This is a genomic window from Ornithinibacillus contaminans, from assembly GCF_001038425.2.
In the GTDB taxonomy this organism is placed as follows: Bacteria; Bacillota; Bacilli; order Bacillales; family Amphibacillaceae; genus Ornithinibacillus; species Ornithinibacillus contaminans.
This window is the reverse complement of sequence record NZ_LDPV02000041.1, coordinates 14,827-33,114: the sequence shown is the minus strand read 5'-3', so window position 1 is coordinate 33,114 and position 18,288 is coordinate 14,827. Positions and strand designations below refer to the sequence as shown.

General features: G+C 41.4%; 20 protein-coding genes and 2 pseudogenes. 3 read left to right on the top strand and 19 right to left on the bottom strand.

Going from position 1 to position 18,288, the window contains the following annotated elements; all coding sequences use genetic code 11:
* Window positions 1-294 (top strand): hypothetical protein (locus JF53_RS17870; protein ID WP_236686939.1); only part of this gene is annotated, 294 nt, incomplete at its 5' end.
* 172 nt (window positions 295-466) lie between these two features.
* On the opposite strand, the gene JF53_RS10615 is transcribed toward JF53_RS17870, so the two are convergent.
* The 8 genes and pseudogenes from JF53_RS10615 to JF53_RS10585 all read right to left on the bottom strand — a co-directional run bounded on the left by JF53_RS10615 (window position 467) and on the right by JF53_RS10585 (window position 7,432).
* Window positions 467-2,305 carry an AMP-dependent synthetase/ligase gene (locus tag JF53_RS10615; protein WP_053071971.1) on the bottom strand — a complete coding sequence of 613 codons (1,839 nt, stop codon included), beginning with the start codon at window positions 2,303-2,305 and terminating at the stop codon, window positions 467-469.
* Window positions 2,306-2,364: 59 nt separating this feature from the next.
* The gene (locus JF53_RS10610) at window positions 2,365-2,715 is read right to left on the bottom strand and encodes an SCP2 sterol-binding domain-containing protein (RefSeq protein ID WP_053071973.1); all 351 of its coding nucleotides are present in this window, start codon (window positions 2,713-2,715) and stop codon (window positions 2,365-2,367) included.
* A gap of 70 nt (window positions 2,716-2,785) precedes the next feature.
* Window positions 2,786-2,917: pseudogene (locus tag JF53_RS17265) on the bottom strand (steroid 3-ketoacyl-CoA thiolase); the annotation flags it as partial.
* 117 nt (window positions 2,918-3,034) lie between these two features.
* Entirely contained in the window at window positions 3,035-3,874 is an 840-nt protein-coding gene (locus JF53_RS10605) for an SDR family NAD(P)-dependent oxidoreductase (protein WP_047982057.1), read from the bottom strand.
* 12 nt (window positions 3,875-3,886) lie between these two features.
* On the bottom strand, window positions 3,887-4,681 hold the full coding sequence (locus JF53_RS10600) for an enoyl-CoA hydratase/isomerase family protein (protein WP_047982058.1): 795 nt from the start codon (window positions 4,679-4,681) through the stop codon (window positions 3,887-3,889).
* A 15-nt stretch (window positions 4,682-4,696) separates the two neighbouring features.
* Entirely contained in the window at window positions 4,697-5,899 is a 1,203-nt protein-coding gene (locus JF53_RS10595; RefSeq protein WP_047982059.1) for an acyl-CoA dehydrogenase family protein, read from the bottom strand.
* Window positions 5,896-7,041 (bottom strand): acyl-CoA dehydrogenase family protein, encoded by a 1,146-nt coding sequence (locus JF53_RS10590; protein WP_047982060.1) that lies wholly within the window; start codon window positions 7,039-7,041, stop codon window positions 5,896-5,898. The genes JF53_RS10595 and JF53_RS10590 overlap by 4 nt, the downstream gene beginning before the upstream one ends.
* Before the next feature lie 46 nt (window positions 7,042-7,087).
* Window positions 7,088-7,432, bottom strand: coding sequence for an SCP2 sterol-binding domain-containing protein (locus tag JF53_RS10585; protein ID WP_047982061.1), 345 nt, complete (start codon window positions 7,430-7,432; stop codon window positions 7,088-7,090).
* A gap of 198 nt (window positions 7,433-7,630) precedes the next feature.
* Between JF53_RS10585 and JF53_RS17695 the strand changes: the two genes are divergently transcribed.
* Window positions 7,631-7,768: a hypothetical protein gene (locus JF53_RS17695; RefSeq protein ID WP_169750786.1), complete on the top strand. Its 138-nt coding sequence runs from the start codon at window positions 7,631-7,633 to the stop codon at window positions 7,766-7,768.
* Between the two features lie 71 nt (window positions 7,769-7,839).
* On the opposite strand, the gene JF53_RS10580 is transcribed toward JF53_RS17695, so the two are convergent.
* The 4 genes and pseudogenes from JF53_RS10580 to JF53_RS10565 form a co-directional block, all read right to left on the bottom strand.
* Window positions 7,840-8,079 (bottom strand): DUF362 domain-containing protein, encoded by a 240-nt coding sequence (locus JF53_RS10580; RefSeq protein ID WP_047982062.1) that lies wholly within the window; start codon window positions 8,077-8,079, stop codon window positions 7,840-7,842.
* 255 nt (window positions 8,080-8,334) lie between these two features.
* A pseudogene (gene tnpA, locus JF53_RS10575) lies at window positions 8,335-8,591 on the bottom strand (IS200/IS605 family transposase); the annotation flags it as partial.
* A 227-nt stretch (window positions 8,592-8,818) separates the two neighbouring features.
* Window positions 8,819-9,013, bottom strand: a complete 195-nt coding sequence (locus JF53_RS10570) for a hypothetical protein (RefSeq protein WP_047981749.1) — start codon at window positions 9,011-9,013, stop codon at window positions 8,819-8,821.
* 324 nt (window positions 9,014-9,337) lie between these two features.
* A complete protein-coding gene (locus tag JF53_RS10565) occupies window positions 9,338-11,515 on the bottom strand; it encodes a DNA topoisomerase III (RefSeq protein ID WP_047981750.1) in 2,178 nt (725 codons plus the stop codon).
* A 177-nt stretch (window positions 11,516-11,692) separates the two neighbouring features.
* Between JF53_RS10565 and ytaF the strand changes: the two genes are divergently transcribed.
* On the top strand, window positions 11,693-12,322 hold the full coding sequence (gene ytaF / locus JF53_RS10560; protein ID WP_047981751.1) for a sporulation membrane protein YtaF: 630 nt from the start codon (window positions 11,693-11,695) through the stop codon (window positions 12,320-12,322).
* 35 nt (window positions 12,323-12,357) lie between these two features.
* On the opposite strand, the gene JF53_RS10555 is transcribed toward ytaF, so the two are convergent.
* The 7 genes from JF53_RS10555 to hpaD all read right to left on the bottom strand — a co-directional run bounded on the left by JF53_RS10555 (window position 12,358) and on the right by hpaD (window position 18,288).
* Complete coding sequence (locus JF53_RS10555; RefSeq protein WP_047981752.1) at window positions 12,358-12,747, bottom strand: 5-carboxymethyl-2-hydroxymuconate Delta-isomerase; 390 nt, start codon at window positions 12,745-12,747, stop codon at window positions 12,358-12,360.
* Between the two features lie 11 nt (window positions 12,748-12,758).
* Entirely contained in the window at window positions 12,759-13,514 is a 756-nt protein-coding gene (locus JF53_RS10550; protein ID WP_047981753.1) for a fumarylacetoacetate hydrolase family protein, read from the bottom strand.
* The gene (locus JF53_RS10545; RefSeq protein WP_053071950.1) at window positions 13,511-14,302 is read right to left on the bottom strand and encodes a fumarylacetoacetate hydrolase family protein; all 792 of its coding nucleotides are present in this window, start codon (window positions 14,300-14,302) and stop codon (window positions 13,511-13,513) included. The genes JF53_RS10550 and JF53_RS10545 overlap by 4 nt, the downstream gene beginning before the upstream one ends.
* Before the next feature lie 74 nt (window positions 14,303-14,376).
* On the bottom strand, window positions 14,377-15,606 hold the full coding sequence (locus tag JF53_RS10540; protein WP_047981754.1) for a dihydrolipoamide acetyltransferase family protein: 1,230 nt from the start codon (window positions 15,604-15,606) through the stop codon (window positions 14,377-14,379).
* Between the two features lie 10 nt (window positions 15,607-15,616).
* Window positions 15,617-16,759 carry a Leu/Phe/Val dehydrogenase gene (locus JF53_RS10535; RefSeq protein ID WP_047981755.1) on the bottom strand — a complete coding sequence of 381 codons (1,143 nt, stop codon included), beginning with the start codon at window positions 16,757-16,759 and terminating at the stop codon, window positions 15,617-15,619.
* Window positions 16,760-16,796: 37 nt separating this feature from the next.
* Window positions 16,797-17,273 (bottom strand): flavin reductase family protein, encoded by a 477-nt coding sequence (locus tag JF53_RS10530; protein ID WP_047981756.1) that lies wholly within the window; start codon window positions 17,271-17,273, stop codon window positions 16,797-16,799.
* Between the two features lie 31 nt (window positions 17,274-17,304).
* On the bottom strand, window positions 17,305-18,288 hold the full coding sequence (gene hpaD / locus JF53_RS10525) for a 3,4-dihydroxyphenylacetate 2,3-dioxygenase (protein WP_047981757.1): 984 nt from the start codon (window positions 18,286-18,288) through the stop codon (window positions 17,305-17,307).

Here is an 18,288-nt window from a genome sequence, read left to right as displayed (position 1 = left end):
GTTCTCACCGTTCGAGCGATATTCTCGTCGTTCGGGCGATATTCTCGCCGCTCGAGCGATGTTCTTGTGCGTTCAGGCGATATTCTCGCCGTTCGAGCGATGTTCTCACCGTTCGAGCGATATTCTCGTCGTTCGGGCGATATTCTCGCCGCTCGAGCGATATTCTCGTCGTTCGGGCGATATTCTCGCCGCTCGAGCGATATTCTCGCCGCTCGAGCGATATTCTCACCGTTCGGGCGATACTTCGAACTAGAGTCAATTAAATTAACTAAGTTCTTGCTGATATTTTCCTAATATCTGCTGATGATCCACGATATCTGCTGATGTTTCCTAATATCTGCTGATACACCCCGATTTCTGCTGATGTTTCCTAATCTCTGCTGATACACCCCGATTTCTACTGATGTTCTTCTATATCTGCTGATGCCCATTGCCAGCAGCCAAAGTTAACAAACCACCTCCATATTCAAACCCTAACAACAGCTTCCTCCCGACTAGCTTCCGCCTCCAGGTAAGTTTCCTCTATCAAATCCTGATACTTTTCCTGAATAATGTTAATGCGTAGTGATAACTTTGGAGTTAGCTCACCACTATCAACTGTCCATGGTTCACTTATAATTAGAATCTTTTTCGGCTGCTCATATCTGGCGAATCCACTAGTACGATCTGCTACCTCTTGATGGATCAAATCCTTTACAATTTTATACCGGCAAATTTCCTCTAGTGAATCTGAGCGGACACCATTTTTCTTAGCCCATGGTAGCAAATTTTCATAATCTGGATTAACCAGGCACATAATAAATTTCCGATTATCTCCCACTACTAATGATTGTTCTATAAAAGGGCTTTCGTTGATAGCGTTTTCAATTAGTTGTGGTGCAACATTTTTACCGGTAGAAAGAACCAGGATTCGTTTTTTACGGTCGATAATTCTTAAGTACTGTTCTTCATCCCATTCCCCGATATCACCCGTTTTAAACCATTCTCCCTCAAAAGCATCTAGTGTTGCTGCTTCATTTTTATAATAACCCTTCATGATGCTAGGTCCTTTTACGAGCACTTCTCCGTCATCACTAAGTTTGACTTCTAAGTTTGGCAACACTTTTCCTACGGTTCCAGCTTTTGCCCGTGACATTGGATTTAAGGTAATCACTGGTGCGGTTTCAGTTAGCCCGTACCCCTCTAAAATCGGCATATCGAGTGACCAGAAAAAACGCGCAATATCAGGATTTAAGGTACCACCACCAGATACCAATCCACGCAGGCGACCACCTAGCTGCTTTTTAACCTTTTGGTATACTAGTCGATCTGCTAGCCTCCATTTACGCATAAAATTTTTGGGCATCGCTTCTCCGAAGATTAAGTCTTGGACAGACGTAGACAGGTAACGCTCATAACGCTCTCTCCCCACCCCAACAGCCCAGTTAAAAATTTTCTTCTTCGCAGGAGAACCACCATTGATCTCATCAAGTACCTTCGCATATACCTTTTCAAATAACCGAGGGACACTCGTCATAATGGTTGGGCGTACTTCCTGTAAATTATTCTGGATTGTTTCAATGCTCTCTGCATAGGCAATCGTACATCCTACTGATAATAACGTATAATGTCCCGCCATCCGTTCAAACACATGGGACAATGGCAAATACGATAATGCGAGATCCTCCGGTAACAACTCAATAAACCAAAATTGTACCGCCTCCACATTCGCGAGAAAATTTCCATGTGTAAGTAATGTCCCCTTTGGTTTACCTGTCGTACCAGATGTATAAATGAGTGTTGCCAACTGGTCTGGCTCAATTTGCTTCCATGCTTCCTCCCATCCAGTTATCAAATTCTCCTTTCCAAGCGCTTCAAGTGATGAAAATGATAATTCCCCTTGCACCGAGAATTCCGCTTCTGGATACATCGTGATGATAAAATCACACTCTGCGCCACCAGCCAATACCTTTTCCCGTTGTTCCTCGTCCTCGACCACGATAGCTCGAGCGTCTGCATTCTTTAATATATAGGTAATTTGCTCAGGGGGAAGAGTCGGATATACGGGCACACTAACCGCTTCAATACTTGCCAGCGCAAAGTCTGTTATTCCCCACATCGGATTACTATTGGATAAAATAGCAACCTTATCACCAGCTTCAATCCCCAGCGCCTTTAACCCAGATGCTGCAACATAAATCTTTTCCCAGAAAACCTCGTAGGACATATGCTGATAAATTCCATTAATCTTCCACATAAAGGCATCCTTTTGCGGATATTTCGTGACTGTTCGGTAAAGCATTTCAACCAGATTACTAGGCTTCATCAATAAAACCTCCCTGTATCGTTCTTTATTCCCGATACTCCTTTACCTTGAGTTACGTATTAAAATGAAAATGAATGAAGTACCGTTTGCAATTTTAATGCAAGCCCCATATTTCCTTTAATCTTCAACTTGCCACTCATGAACGCAGCGGTAGGATTTAATGTTCCAGCAACTAAATTCTTAAGGTCATCAGCGTCTAATGTCAGGACGACATCAGGTTCTTTTTCCACACCGTTTATAGCACGCGCATTCCCAGGCTCAATAATCATTTGAAATGTACCACCATCTTCACCCGTCAAATTAAATTGGTAAACCCCCTCCTTCCCTTTGGTCGCAGCAGGATCATATACCAATGCTGCATGTATCATGTTAACTACTTCTTCTGTATTTGGTTTGATAAACTCCTGCATAGGTTTTCCCTCCTTATGATAGGTTTTCAATAATCGTGGCAGTAGCCATTCCAAATCCAATACACATCACTTAAAGTCCATACTTCCCGCCGGTATCCTCTATCGTATGCAGTAATGCCGTCGCAATGCTTGCCCCACTTACCCCAAGTGGATGTCCCAAAGCAATTGCGCCACCTCTACTATTTACTTTCGCCATACACGGACTCTATTCCTCCAATCCCGTTTTCTGTAATACTAGAACTTATAATTCTACTGGATGCAAACCCGTTTCGTTTCCCAACTGCCGTTCGAAGTGCATCAACAATGACACCCTCACTGATTAAAATGTAAATAGCTCAATACCACCAGACACATTTAATCCAACACCAGTAATATACTTCGCCTTGTCAGATACTAAGAATGTAATCGCATTGGCAATATCCGCCGGTTCTCCTGCACGTTTCAATGCTGTTCGATTAATCATCCGTTCATTCATCTTTGGATTCCCCATATGAAATGCTTCAGTCCCAATAATGCCGGGAACAATCGCATTAACATTGATACCAAAGCGAGCCCCCTCAAGTGCCATGCTTTTTGTGAAGCTCAATAGACCACCTTTCGTGACAGAATAACTTGCCTGACCAAAGCCACCAAGTGTTCCGGCAACCGATGCCATGTTAATGATTTTCCCGTAACGCTGCTCCTTCATATACGGCCAAACCGCTTTCGTACAATTATACGTACCCGTTAAATTCACCTGTAAATCTCGTTCCCAGTACTTATCACTTTGATCTTCAATTTGGGAAATATGATCTAGGGTTCCAGCATTATTGATCAATATGTCTATGCGGTCAAACTGCTCCTTCACCGTTGCAAATACCTCGTTAATTTGGTTACGATCGGTCACATCCATTTTCATCGCAACCGAACGACGACCCATCGCTTGTATTTCCTGTGCAGTTTTATCTGCATACATAACATTTGTGCTTTGCATGATTTGTGCCATCGGTCCATATTTTTCCGCTTCTTTTTCATTCTCCTGATCTGACTCAATTAAAATATCCGTAATGACCACATCTGCACCCGCTTCTGCCAAGGCTAATGCATCTGCGCGTCCTAACCCTCTGGAAGCACCTGTTACAATTGCAACCTTCCCTTTTAATAATTCATTCCACGACATTCCGCCACACCTCTACTCTTGAATAAAATTCGCAGCTTGCTTTTGAAAAAATGCTGCCAGGCCAATACTTGGTTCATCCGTTAAAAAGGTATCGGCAAAGGCTTGTGCTTCCACTTGTAGTCCTTGTTCCAACCCTTTGTCTACAGCATTTATCGATTGTTTCGCTAACCCCATCGCATGAACCGCTCCTTTGGCAAGCTCCTCTGCAAAAGCCGTTACTTCTGCTTCAAAATTAGTTGGGTCCACTGATCGGTGAATAAGTCCATTTTCCACTGCTTCTTCAGCCGTTAATTTCTTCGCCAAAAAAATCAGTTCCATCGCTTTCGCTCGCCCGACTATCTGTGTCAGTCGTTGTGTTCCACCTGCTCCAGGGATAAGTCCAAGTGATACCTCTGTCAGCCCAATTTTCCCATTGCCCATTAGCCGAAAATCACAAGCTAACGCCAGCTCACAACCACCGCCCAGTGCATAGCCGTTTATTGCTGCAATAACAGGTTTTGGCATTGATGCAAATCGTTGAAAGCATGCTTGCATTCTAGCACTCTTCTTCGCTATAAAATTTTCTTCATCTGCAAGATTCCCACTTTGCATGACCATTCCTTTCAAGTCTGCACCTGCTAAAAATATTTTCGGATTGCTCGAAGCAACAACTACTACCCGAACCGCTGAATCCGCTGCTAGGTCATCCACTGCCGCCTCTAATTCCTGCATTAGCTCTTCACCAATTGCATTTGCAGGTGAATTATCCACTATAATCCATGTAACACCGTACCTCCGTCGTTCAATGGTCAGTAATTGATATGTCATGATTTCACTCCTTCCCTACACGCGAATAGCATACGGCGCATATTGCCTCCGAGCGATAACGAGATGTTGAATTTCATTTGTCCCCTCGAAAATATCAAACACCTTAACATCACGATAAAGCTTCTCAACAAGATGTCCATCTAAGCCAGTTGGTCCTAAGAGTTCTATAGATTTCGAGCATACTTGGAGGGCCATTTGTCCGGCATATGCTTTACACATCGCCGCTTCCTTGGCATTCTCCTTCCCTAGGTCAGCCAGCCATGCAGCCTCCCAGGTTAACAGTCTAGCAGCTTGAATATCCTGTTCCGCCTCCGCTAAAATCGTAGTTGCTACCTCGAAATATCTCCCCTGCTTCGGGTATTCTTTCCGCACTATATCCAATGTATATTCATAGGCAGCACGTGCAATTCCAATCGCCATCGCAGCAACAATTGGTCTGGTGGAGTCAAAAGTTTTCATCGCCACTTGAAAACCAGATGGCTTTGCTCCACTTACTTCATACAGCTCCTCTCCCCCAAGGAGATTTTCAGTAGGAACAAAGCAATCCTCCAATACTAGTTCCGCTGTTTCGTTTGCTCGTAGCCCCATCTTTTTTACGACTTTTGTACAGTGAAAGCCTGGTGTGCCTTTCTCTACTACAAATGCTCGCTGACCTGCCCTACCAAGCTTTGGATCAACCGTTGCAAACACGACAACCCAAGAGGCACGACCGCCATTGGTAATGAAAATTTTTTGACCATTTAGGATATAGCCACCATCTATTTTTCTAGCCGTAGTTTGAACACCAGATGCATCAGAGCCTGCCTCTGGTTCTGTTAACGCATAGGCCCCCCATCTCGGCTTATCATTAGTAAAAATAGTTAAAAACCGCTCCTTTTGCTCCTTCGTGCCACTACTCTCAATTGGCGGACCACCAAGTCCCGCCCCTGGGAGTGATAAGGTAATTGCTGGATCTCCCCAGGCCATTTCCTCTGTCGCTAATACTCCCATACGATTTCCTTCTCGTTCTCTTTTGCCTTTTGATGAACCGTTGCCGCCTCCCCCAAAGGATGACGTATTTAACTGAATCCCCATGCGATTTACGTTCTCCAGCCATTCATCAGGAACTTTTCCGAGTCTGTCCGCTTCAAGTGCAATTGGACGAATCTCATTCTCTGCAAACCAATGGGTCATTTCTCGAATCTGTTGTTGCTGCTCCGATAGTTCAAAGGAAATCAATGGAAATCCACCTCCCGTGGTTCGGCCAGCAGCTCTGCTCCTCTTTGGGCTAATAGACCTTGCTCTCGTCCATAGAGCGCCACCTGTGCCCCAGCATCCCGCAGCCATTTTTCCACCGGGAATTCCTGGATATAGCCGTGCCCACCTAAAAGCTGTACGGCAGCATCTGTTACAAAGCGAATGCCACGATGTGCGCGATAAAGAGCCCGTAATGCAAATCCATACGCAGAAGCTGATCCTTCATCGGCTTTTAATGCCGCCTCCCATGTCAGATGATTGACGACTTGTACTTCAATCGCCATTTTGGCAATCTTAAAGGATACACCTTGGAATTTGGCAATTTCTCGGCCAAATGCCTTTCTTCCAGCTGTATATTCCGTAGCATAATCCAGTGCAGCTTCCATTAATCCATTTTGCTTCGCTGCCTCAAGTGTATATAGACGGGCTTGAACCGTTCGGAAAATCCGTTCTGCTTCCTTACCCTTAGCAAGCACATGCTCACCTGAAATCGTCAACTGTTCAAAAGACAATCTTCCCAGACCCGCAGCCAATAGCCCTAACCGATAATCCCCTTCCTTAACTGTCCATTCCTTAGAATCCACTAGAAGTATTACTGCTTCCCCCACTTGATCACGCGCAAAAACCACAGCAATATCAGCAAATTTCGCTAACCGGACTGGTTCTGTCGTTCCATCCAGTACATAATCACTGCCATGTTTTTGTACGGTTATTGATTTTCCCCAAGGCTTGCTTGGTTCGGAACTATCGATTAGGACACTTGTTAATTCTTCTCCACCTATGAAGCTTTCTTTTACCTGTTGCAATCCACCCTGATTGGAGATCGTACGAAACAATGAGGCTACATCCCCAGCACCGGTAAACCCTTGAACAATTGCTAAATCGCCATAGCTAAGCGCTCGCTGGATTTGAACTTGGGAGATTAGCGGCAATGCTAATCCGCCCCATTCTTCAGGTATTTCGAGTGATAAAAAGCCTAATTCCTTTGCCTCCTCCACTAATTCCGCAGCTACTTCTCGTTCCGTCTCACATGCCCTTGCTAACGGTCTTATTTTTTCTTTGGCGAAGTCTTTCGCAACTCGGGTAAACGCTAATTCTTCAGCTGTTGGTTGAAAACTTATCATATTCCACACCTCTTTCTCTTTAAAAAAATAAGGGACATCCCATCCCTTATTTGGCTGTCTTATTATACGTAGCCAAAATATCCTGAAGCTTTAAAGCCAGACCAAAATTCCCTTTTATTTTCAACCTGCCACTCATAAATGCTTTCGTACCATTTAATTCTCCATTTGCCATCGCTAGAAAATCTTCCTTCATCATCACAAGCGTACAGTCTGGGGATTCCTTTTCTCCCTCAGCGGCATAGCTGTTTTGATCATTTAAAACAAGCTGAAAAGTCGTTGCATCATCATCTTGAAAAGCAAATTGATAAACTGCCTTTACACCCTTCGCTTTACTTGGATCCTCTTTTAGTGCCGTGTTAATCTCTTCAAATAACGCTTTAATTTCTTCCATTGTCATCCTCCTTGATTGATGTTTTGTTTTCCTATCTACAGATTAGCGATAATCATCGGTTTCAAGCTATTCCGTAATATGTAGGGAAAGTAATCGCCTCTAGCTTTTCTATCACCTACCTTTGTACGCCCGAAAAACTCGCACGGACTAATGTAGTTCGTTATAATAAAGGAAATTAGGATTAAGGAGATTTCCAAGATGGTAAAAGTAAAGATGAATGTACAAACGGCATACCATGGAGAACTTTTTCGTGCGGGGAAAGTGTATGAAGTAGATGAGGAAACAGCCAAACGTTGGATTGCTAGTAAACTAGCAGAGGCTGTTAATGAAGAATAGGCGAACTGTTTGTATGCAAAAAAATCCCACTAGAATGAATTACCATTACTAGTGGGTTTTTGTCTATATTTTTAACGATTTGCAAAGAATTCCTCTGCCTTCTCTAAGTACACCTCTTGTTCAGGTGTCAAATCGTATTCTTCCTCAATCGCATCAACTGGACATGCCGCTTTACATGCTCCACAGTCAATACAAATATCCGGATCTATGTAGAACTGATCTGGTCCTTCTTCTATACAATCAACCGGGCAGACACTGACACATTCGGCTGCTTTCTCTTGTCTGCATGGATCTAATATAACAAAAGCCATCTATTTTAACCCTCCCTAATAATAGAATTCAGGTACAACTTCATCTTAATGATATAACGTTTAGTATTTCAAGTAAACTGCTTTCCTATAAATAGTTTTAACTGATAAAAATAAATCTCCAATTGAATTCTGTCGCTATTTAAACAGCTTCCCCTATACGTTAAATTAACTTATGGAAATTGAATGTTAAATTAATATTTTATATTTTATGAAAACTTTATTTTTTTGTAATTTTTGTTATATTAATTATGAGAAGCTGCTCTTCCCTTTTAAATACCCCATAAATTGAGATACACTTAATTTCGGCGGGATACTTACTAACATGTGGATGTGATCCGGACAAGCATTTGCTTCGTGTATGGTCCTCCTTTTCTTTCACATAAATCACGTATGATTTCACCTATGCTTTTTTTGTATTTTCCGTATATTATTTGCCTTCTGTACTTGGGTGCAAACACAATATGATACTTACAATTCCATGTTGTGTGTGCTAAACTATTTTTGTCCTTCATAGGACTCGCCTCCTTCTTTAGTGAGATTTAGTGGTCGGGAAACCAACTTTATCTTACCATGAAGTGAGGCATTTTTTGTCCCACGCTGAAAGCTCTCCGGAACCCCTCGCATAGCAAGGGGTTTTCAAAAACATAAAAAAAAAAAAAAAAAAAAAAATAGACGCTGATTCTAGGTTTTTAATCCTAGGAAACAGCGTCTAATTCTTTGGTTATTTAGTCTATATCATTTACTTGCTTTTTAAATAGAATATTAGGTTTTTAATTATGTGTGTTGCACCTAATACTGTACAGGTAATAGCAACTATCTTATACAAAACACTAGGGCTTTCAAATGCATTTATTAAAAAGTATATTATTAGAATAAAAGGAATAATAGAATACAAAAGATTTTTCATATATTTTTTGCGTAAATCTGCTGTCATAAATATTCCTCCTTTACATTCCATTCTTATTATCTTAATTATAACTTTTCTTGATTATACACACTACCCTAAAAGGGTTATGCATAATTAATTTTTAGGAACTTTATATTAATTAGATAATTCGCTCTTTTTTGTAATCTGGATAGCTCCATGTTTTTTTTATAAATAGGTATTTCTATTCCAATCCAATAAAAAAGCGTTAAGGTTATGAAATGTTACTATGAAGACAAATCAGCGATGGAACCAATATATTAGTAAAAAGAGAAATTCGAAATCTACAATCACAAAAAACACTTCAACATCACGGTGTCGAGGTATCCTACCTTATTTATCCTTTAATTTCGCAAGTGCTTCGGCCAATGCATTATTCGTAAAGCCGGCTTCCTGTTTCTTTAAATACTTATTCACATCTTTTTTCGAAACTTTACCTTTTTTCTCTTGTTCTTTTCGTTTATTAAAAGTAGATAGTTTTTCACGATGTCCACATGAGCAGGTAAACATTTGCCCTTCACCTTCACCACGTAATTCCAATCGCTTATGACAATTTGGACAGCGGGCATTGGTTTTTCTGGCGATGTTTTTCTTATGACCACAGGATCGGTCCTGACAAACGAGCATACGACCATGCTTGTTATTTACTTCAAGCATCAGCTTTCCACAATCCGGACATTTCGTTCCCGTCATGTTGTCATGTTTAAACTTGCTGTCGTTTCCTTTTATCTCTTGGATTATTTCTTTCGTATAATCCTTTATTTCACCAATAAATTTATTTTTATTTAGTTTGCCTTCTGCAATTAAGCTTAACTTTTGCTCCCATTCAGCGGTAAGTGCCGGGGAACGTAAATCCTCTGGTGCAAGGTCTAATAGCTGCTTTCCTTTAGAGGTAATGAAAATATGTTTGCCTTTCAACTCCATATAACCACCATTGAAAAGCTTATCAATAATGTCTGCCCGGGTTGCTACTGTTCCGATTCCACCCGTTTTTTGTAGGGTACCAGCCAGATGCTTTTCATCCGCATTCATGTAGCGAACGGGATTTTCCATTGCTTGTAGTAAAGCTCCTTCAGTCAACCGTTCAGGAGGCTTGGTTTCTCCTGATGTTAACCGAACGCTCACATTATCAAACACATCCCCTTGTTTAATTACTGGGAGACGTTGATCATCTGATTGGTCATCGTCATCAAAATTGCGATCATATACAGCCTTCCAGCCTTGTTTTTTCACTACTTTACCTTTAGCGGTGAATGCCTCTGAGCCAATTTCTGCATGAATGGTTGTTTGTTCATACTCATAAGCATCCATTAATACTGCTAAGAAGCGCTTCACTACTAAATCATAAATTCTTCTTTCTTTGTCATCTAAGTCTGCTAGAATAACTGGTTCTTCTGTTGGAATAATGGCATGGTGATCACTTACTTTAGAATTATCAACCACTGATTTTGGCAGCTTCATATCACCACGGCGCAGGATGGTATTCGCAAAACTAGCATATTGATCCACACCACATGCCTTTAAGCGATCCTTCAATGTTGGTACAATGTCAGTAGAAATAACACGTGAGTCGGTTCTCGGATAGGTTAAAACTTTATGGCGCTCATATAGCTTCTGCATGAGCGATAATGTCTGCTTTCCGGAAAATCCAAAGATACGGTTTGCATCACGTTGTAGCTCGGTTAAATCATAAAGCTGTGGTGCATATTTCTTCTTATAATTGGTATCAACTTTTACAACTTTTGCGGCTTTATTCGCCAATTTCCCTACAAGTGCATCTGCTTTATCTTTAGAAAAAATTCGCGTATTGGTGTTGTTATCCTGCCAGGTTAATGTGACACCATTCTTTGTCTTCGCTTGGATACCGTAAAATTTTTGCGGTTTAAATTCGTTTATTTCCTTTTCTCTAGCTGCAACCATGCCTAATGTTGGTGTTTGCACACGTCCACTCGAAAGCTGTGCATTGAATTTGGTTGTCAACGCACGTGTCGCATTTAGTCCGACATACCAGTCCGCTTCCGAACGCGCAACTGCCGAAGCATATAAATTTTCATAGTTCTTTCCTGGTTTTAATTGTTTAAATCCATCTCTAATTGCTTTATCGGTAACAGATGAAATCCAAAGACGTTTGATCGGCTTCTGGATTCGAGCTTTCTCAATGATCCAACGAGCCACAAGCTCCCCTTCACGACCAGCGTCCGTTGCAATTACAATTTCAGACACATCATTTCGAGTCATTTGTGTTTTGACAGCGCTAAACTGTTTGCCTGTCTTTTTCATAACGACAAGCTTTAAATTAGACGGAAGCATTGGTAAATCTTCCAGGTTCCACGTCTTATATTTATCATCATAGGTTTCCGGGTCAGCTAAGGTCACTAAATGTCCAAGTGCCCATGTCACAATATAAGTTGAGCCCTCCAAATAACCGTTTCCTTTTTTCGTGCAATTTAACACACGGGCAATATCACGGCCAACAGATGGCTTTTCTGCTAGTACTAGTGTTTTACTCATTTTTTTCTATCCCTCTCTTAAAACATCTATCCTTTACTTTAACATATTCAGATGATGAGGGAGAAATATCTGGTGTTTTGGGACGTATTTAGTTGCCAGTTCTATTCTAATCTCACTTAGCACACTCCCAGACACCTTCCCATACAATAGCGTAGAACATGAAAAGGATATGGTGCTATGCTTTTTTATACTGGTTTAGTTTTTCTAGTAATTGCGGTTAGTTTGGATGGGTTTGGTGTTGGGGTCACGTATGGCATGCGAAAAATCGTGGTACCGATTAGCGCATTACTGGTGATCATGGTTTGCTCAGGCATCGTCGTGCTTATTTCCATGGAAGTTGGCAGCATGCTGCATTCCTTTTTATCAGTAGGGATTGCCAAGACCATTGGTGGATCCATTCTCATTTTTATCGGGGTATTCTCCTTAATCAATTCCATTCGTAGTCAACTGAAAAAACAAGAGGAAAAACCACATCCGAATACTTCACCAAAACATTTCCAAAACATTCGAACTGTCATGACAACACCTGATAGGGCTGACCTTGACCAATCCGGTACGATATCGATTGGAGAAGCAATATTGCTTGGGACTGCATTAGCATTAGATGCGTTTGGGGCAGGAATCGGGGCAGCTATCTTAGGCTATTCCTCCATCATTACTTCTATATTAATTGCATTGATGAGCGGGATGTTTGTCCATTATGGAATTAAAATGGGTATTGTGTTATCCAAAAATAAAAAACTGGAACGTATGAACTTTTTACCACCTGTGTTGCTTATAACACTTGGTGTATTTAATTTATTATAAAAGTAACTAGCACCCGGAATGATAGTTTCGGGTGCTCATTCGGTTTGATACCGGCGATGGATATTATTTTTCTTATACGTAGGATGGGAAAATTCGATCAGTTCTAGCGACAAGGCTAAATAGCGTTCAGCAAATATCGCTTCAAAGTGCTTCTGTACAACATCAAATAAACGATCACATGCTTCCCTCATGATTTCTTCAGAACGGCCAGCACCTATCTTCAATGTTACATGAACAAAAGCATCATCCTTATGAGAACCGTCTGCAACAACATAATCGTGAAGCGCAATAGCTCGAGTGCGAATCCCACCAATTGGAAACGTATCCCCCTGTACAATTAACACTTCATTGATTTTTTGTAAGAGAGCTTTAATATCTCCATCATCTTTTAAGTTACTCGTATATTCAACAATGACATGTGGCATCGTTTCACTCCCTATCGTGCAAAGATGGAATCAGCAACAATCGTATTCTTCAATTTACCAATCCCTTCAATTTCAACGACCACTTCGTCTCCCTCAACAACATTCACCGTTCCTTTTGGCGTACCCGTTAAGATAACATCATTTTCATTTAAAGTCATAAAGCTACTAAGATATTCAATTAGAAAAGGAATGTCAAATAGCATATCCTTTGTTGATCCCTCTTGCTTTCGTTCGCCATTTACATAGGTATAAAGTTTGAGATTCATTGGGTCTTTGACAGCTTCTTTATCAACAAACCAGGGGCCGATTGGTGTCAATGTATCCCGATTTTTCACAGCTAAGTTTGGTCGGTAATAGTTTTCTAGGTAATCACGAATAGCGTAGTCATTTGCAATCGTGTAGCCAGCAATATAATCATAGGCGTCTTCTCGTTTGACGGCGCGTGCCTTTTTACCGATTACAACAGCTAGCTCACATTCATAATGCATCATCCTGGCACCAGCAGGTCTACGTGTAAATCCGCCATGGCCAATTAATGTATTTGGTCCTTTTAAGAACAACAATGGTTCCTCTGGAAGATTCACACTTATTTCCGATGCATGATCCAGATAGTTTAGGCCAAGTGCAAAAATTGTCCCTACTTCAAGTGGAGGTAACCAAACCACCTGATCAAAATCTACTATCCTTCCATCAGCAAGGCATAATTTACCATCATCTGCTACCGCCTCATGAATAGATCCAAAACAGGCTACTCGGGCATGCTTCATACCTTTTCACCTCCTGCGATTAACACACTTTCGTGGACAAATCGATTCTCCAAGCTACCGATATAATCAATTTCGATTCGTATCGTATCACCAACGCTAACAGTCGGTGGATTATAAGGAATACCAACCATTAACAAATCTCCTTTCGATAAAGTCATAAATTCTGTAACATCTTGAATTAGGCGTGGAATCGAACGAACCAATTCCTTCGTACTATTGACTTGAATTAGCTCATCATTTTTAAACGTCCAAATCATTAAACTATCTGGATTCGGTATATGTTCCTTCAAAACTATCCAAGGTCCAATTGGGCAAAAACCGTCTCTGGCTTTGTATTTGATTGCCGGGCGATGAAAGGAGTCATGAGGTATTGTTACATCATTAACAATCGTGTATCCTTCAACATATTGAAGTGCTTCAGCTTCGTTTACATTTACTGCTGTACGACCAATAACAACGCCAAGCGTGGCATTCACTTCAACTGTCTCTACATCGTTTGGAATAGCTACCTCCTTCAAGTGACCGTTCAGTGTATTTCTTGGTTTGATATAAAGTACTGGTCGTTTCGGAGGATTTTGATAGGGTGACTTGTTAAATTCATTCCGATAGGCTTCTAATTGTTCTTGAAAGTTAAATAAGGTTCCATATACGGTACCATTAACAGGGGATTGCCAAGAAAAGGACTCTTCCGCTAGCTTTTCCCCTTTCCACAGAATGTGAGAAACACCAACTAATATATCCTCAAATCCAGTTGTTGACGAAAATCTTGCCTTCGCATGATACATCATGAGCGCAGTCACTCCTATTTTATCGAAATGTGCGATTCGCTCGCTTTTCTTTTCCATCTTATAGCCTATGAGAACTAACGCAAATACAGTAGCAGTTTTTTCGGTTCCTCAATTAATTCAATAACACGATTCGTAAACATTACCGCATCTGCACCGTCGATAATCCGGTGATCGAACGAAAGGGATAGCGTCATTATGGAACGAACCGCGATTTCATCATGATCCATCACAACTGGCATCCGCTTCGTTTTATGAAAAGCAATAATACTTGTTTGCGGGTGGTTTATAATTGGTGTTGCTGCAATCCCACCAAGTGGACCCATATTACTAATCGTAAACGTACCGCCTTTCATTTCTTGTGCGGTCAGCTTTTGCTCCTGTGCCTTTTTCGTTAACTCCTTCATTTCTTCGTGTATCTCTATAATAGATTTCTGATCCACTTCACGGAGAACAGGTACTAAAAGTCCTCTGTCTGTATTGGTCGCAAGTCCAATATGGTAATCCTTTAGAAGTCGAATAACATTGTTTTCTTCATCCAACAGCGCATTAAATAATGGGAATTCCTTTAATGTAATCGCTATTGCTTTCAGGAAAAATGCCACAACCGACACCTGTTCACCAGAGTCTTTTAGCTCTTGGCGAAATTCGAGTAGACTTGTAAGATCGGCTTCATCGAAATGGGTAACATGTGGAATGGTCGTTAGTGACTTGGTCATTTTCATCGCGATTTGTTTTCGTATACCGGTAAAAGGAATCGTGTCACCAGCACTTTCATTAGGCAAGGTAGTATAGTCTTCTTCAATCAACTCAACATTAGCTGATTCCACTTCCTCCACACGATTACGCACAAAACGAAAAACATCCTCATCTGTTACCCTTCCTGCTGGACCTGTCCCCACAACCTGCTCAATATCCACATCATTCTCGCGCGCAATTCTTCTTGTATGTGGGGCTGCAATAATTCGCTTCGGTGGTTGTTTCACTGGCTCATAATCAATCGGTTTCTTTGCAGGAGCTACAATGGAGGCAGATGCCTCTTGTTCAGCATGTGTTGGTGTCGCTTTTTCCTTCCCATCATCAATTTCAAGTAACACCGTCCCAATGGTAACGGTCGTTCCCTCTGAGAAATGGATTTTCTTAATTTTTCCAGTTGATGGGGAAGGAATTTCGGCAACCATTTTATCGGTTTGCATTTCAACAAGGGGCTGGTCAACCTTAACCAAATCCCCTACTTTTACGAAATAGTTCAGAATTTCTCCCTCTGTCATTCCCTCACCAATATCATGAAACTTTACCTCGACCATTTCATGCACCTCATTCTTTAATCGTCCACTTCGGACTCTTCTGTCGTGTAAAGAAGTTATTTCGTTGGCGTTGTTGTTCGAGTCGTTGCTGGCATTTACGATTGGCCGCTTCTAATGTTGTGATGGCATCTAATTCTGCTTGTTTATAGATTTCGATAATAGATTCATAGATTGCTTTCGTTTTTAACAATACCCGTTCCTTATTCGGACCATATAATTCATCCGCTACTTGAATTAAACCACCAGCATTCACAATATAGTCTGGGGCATATAATATCCCTTGGTCATGTAAAGCCTTCGCATGACGTTCCGCTTGTAATTGATTATTTGCTGAACCAACGACTGCTTTTACCCGTAGCTTCGAAATCGTATCATCATTCAAAATTCCGCCCATTGCACACGGAATAAATATATCCGCATCTGTTTCATAGATTTCGTGACTTTCCACAACCGTAATCGGGGCATGATATAGAGCCGCTTTCTCTTCAATCTTGGTAATTACTTCCGGGGAAATATCAGTCACATAAAGATTAGCACCCTCACGTAAAAGGTATTCCGCAATCTTAAATCCTACCTTACCTAACCCTTGGATTGCATACGTTCGCCCGGATAAATTCTCATCACCGAAAAGATACTGATTGGTAGCTTTTAGCCCGTATAGCACCCCTTGAGAAGTTGGAATGGAAGAATCGCCACCACCACCGAATTCCTCTGGCAACCCGTTAATAAAATTCGTTTCCTTCGACGCCTGCACAAAATCATCCATGGACGTCCCCATGTCAGTTCCGGTATAAAATCTACCATTCAACGAATCAACGAACTGACCAAAGGAACGAAACAGCGCCTGTGACTTGTCTTTTTTCGGATCACCAATAATCACGGCCTTTCCTCCACCAAAATCAACGTCTGCTGCTGCGCATTTAAACGTCATTCCTTCTGATAACCGGAGTACATCCTGTAAGGCATCCTCTAAAGTCGCATAGGGATACATCCTTGTACCGCCAAGCGCAGGTCCGAGTGTCGTATTATGGATCGCAATGATTGCTTGTAATCCGGTACTAGGATCATTACAAAATACTACCTGTTCATGACCACTTATTTTTTCAAACAAATCAAACGATAAGTCCTGTTGGCTATCCAATTGCTGCTTCATCATCCAACCTCCATTCATGCTATTTTTCCGAACACATTTATTTCACTTGATTGCCCTTGATTAGCTCATGGTAATTACCCTCAAAAAATGTTAATGGATCACCCGAATGGGTGTTTATATCGGTAACTTTTCCAATATAAAGTGTGTGATCCCCAGCATCCACCACATCATGTACCTCACAAATCATTTGAACAAGCGAATCTTTTATTGTTGGCATTTCCTGAAACCATTGAAAATAAATCGTGCGAGTTTCATTGATTTGTCCTGCAAAATAGGCAGATAAATCTTTTTGCTCCTGACTGAGAATGCTAATGGCGAATTTTTGAGCATGGGTAATATAGGTCTTCATCATCGCTTTATTAGCAATCGAAACTAATACAAGCTTTGGGTTTAACGAAACAGACATAAAAGCATTTGCGGTCATGCCATGGACTTCATCATCTAGCTTCGTCGTCACAACGGTAACACCAGTGGTAAATTTCCCCATAGCATTACGGAAAATGCGATCATCCATTTGCTGACCCCCTTTTCATACTATTTTTTCATTAAATAACAAAGGTAGGCTTATGCTGTGCGAGTTTGGCAGGCTGCAGTGCTACTTCCTCACCTGTCACTACATCCAATACAGCAGAAGCTTCTTGGAACCATTTATCTGGTGCAGCATGCCCCCAAAACGTTTGACGCATCGGGTCATTAATATCCCAGCGAATCGGTTTAAAATCTGGATCACTTGTTAAGTAGTCACCACTATATAACTCAATCCGATGTCCATCGGGATCACGCAAATATAGGAAAAACGCGTTCGATAAACCATGTCTACCCGGCCCTCGCTCAATCGCCTCACCATAGCCCATCGAAGCCAAAACGTCACATGTGTGAATAAGCGCTAACTGGTCCGGTAGCCAAAATCCAATATGATGAAGCCTTGGTCCTACACTATTCATAAACGCAACATCATGGACATTTTGTTTCCGGTGTAACCAGGCAGCCCAAATAGAGCCATCCGCGGTATCTGTGTATTCAGAGCAAGCAAAGCCTAACTTATCCCGGTAAAAAATATAAGCTGCCTCTACGTCAGATACTGCACAATTAAAATGATCTATGCGCTGCATCCGTGAACCTCGATACAAATCGTATCGTTGCAATAAGCGATCAACCGTCTCCATCTCCGCAAAAAACTCTAACGGTAAACCAGCTATATCCTGCACTCTCAACGCTCGCCCAAGTGCATGCTGTTCCCCTTTTTCAAGCCATTTCACTTCGCAACCTGACTGCTCAAACTCGAGTGCTAATGCATCCAAATCACGATCACTCGAAACTTTATATCCCAATGCTTCAACTGCAGGATTTTCTGCTTTTTTCAATACGAGACTATGATGTGTATGCTCTTCTAAACCCCGAAGATACATATGATCCTCATCAGACTCTGTTTCGATAAAACCTAGTGCATCAATATAAAACTTTCGCGATGCTTCCAAATCCTTCACATGCAGAATCGCCCTTGCACAACGAATAATGTTGTAATCCAT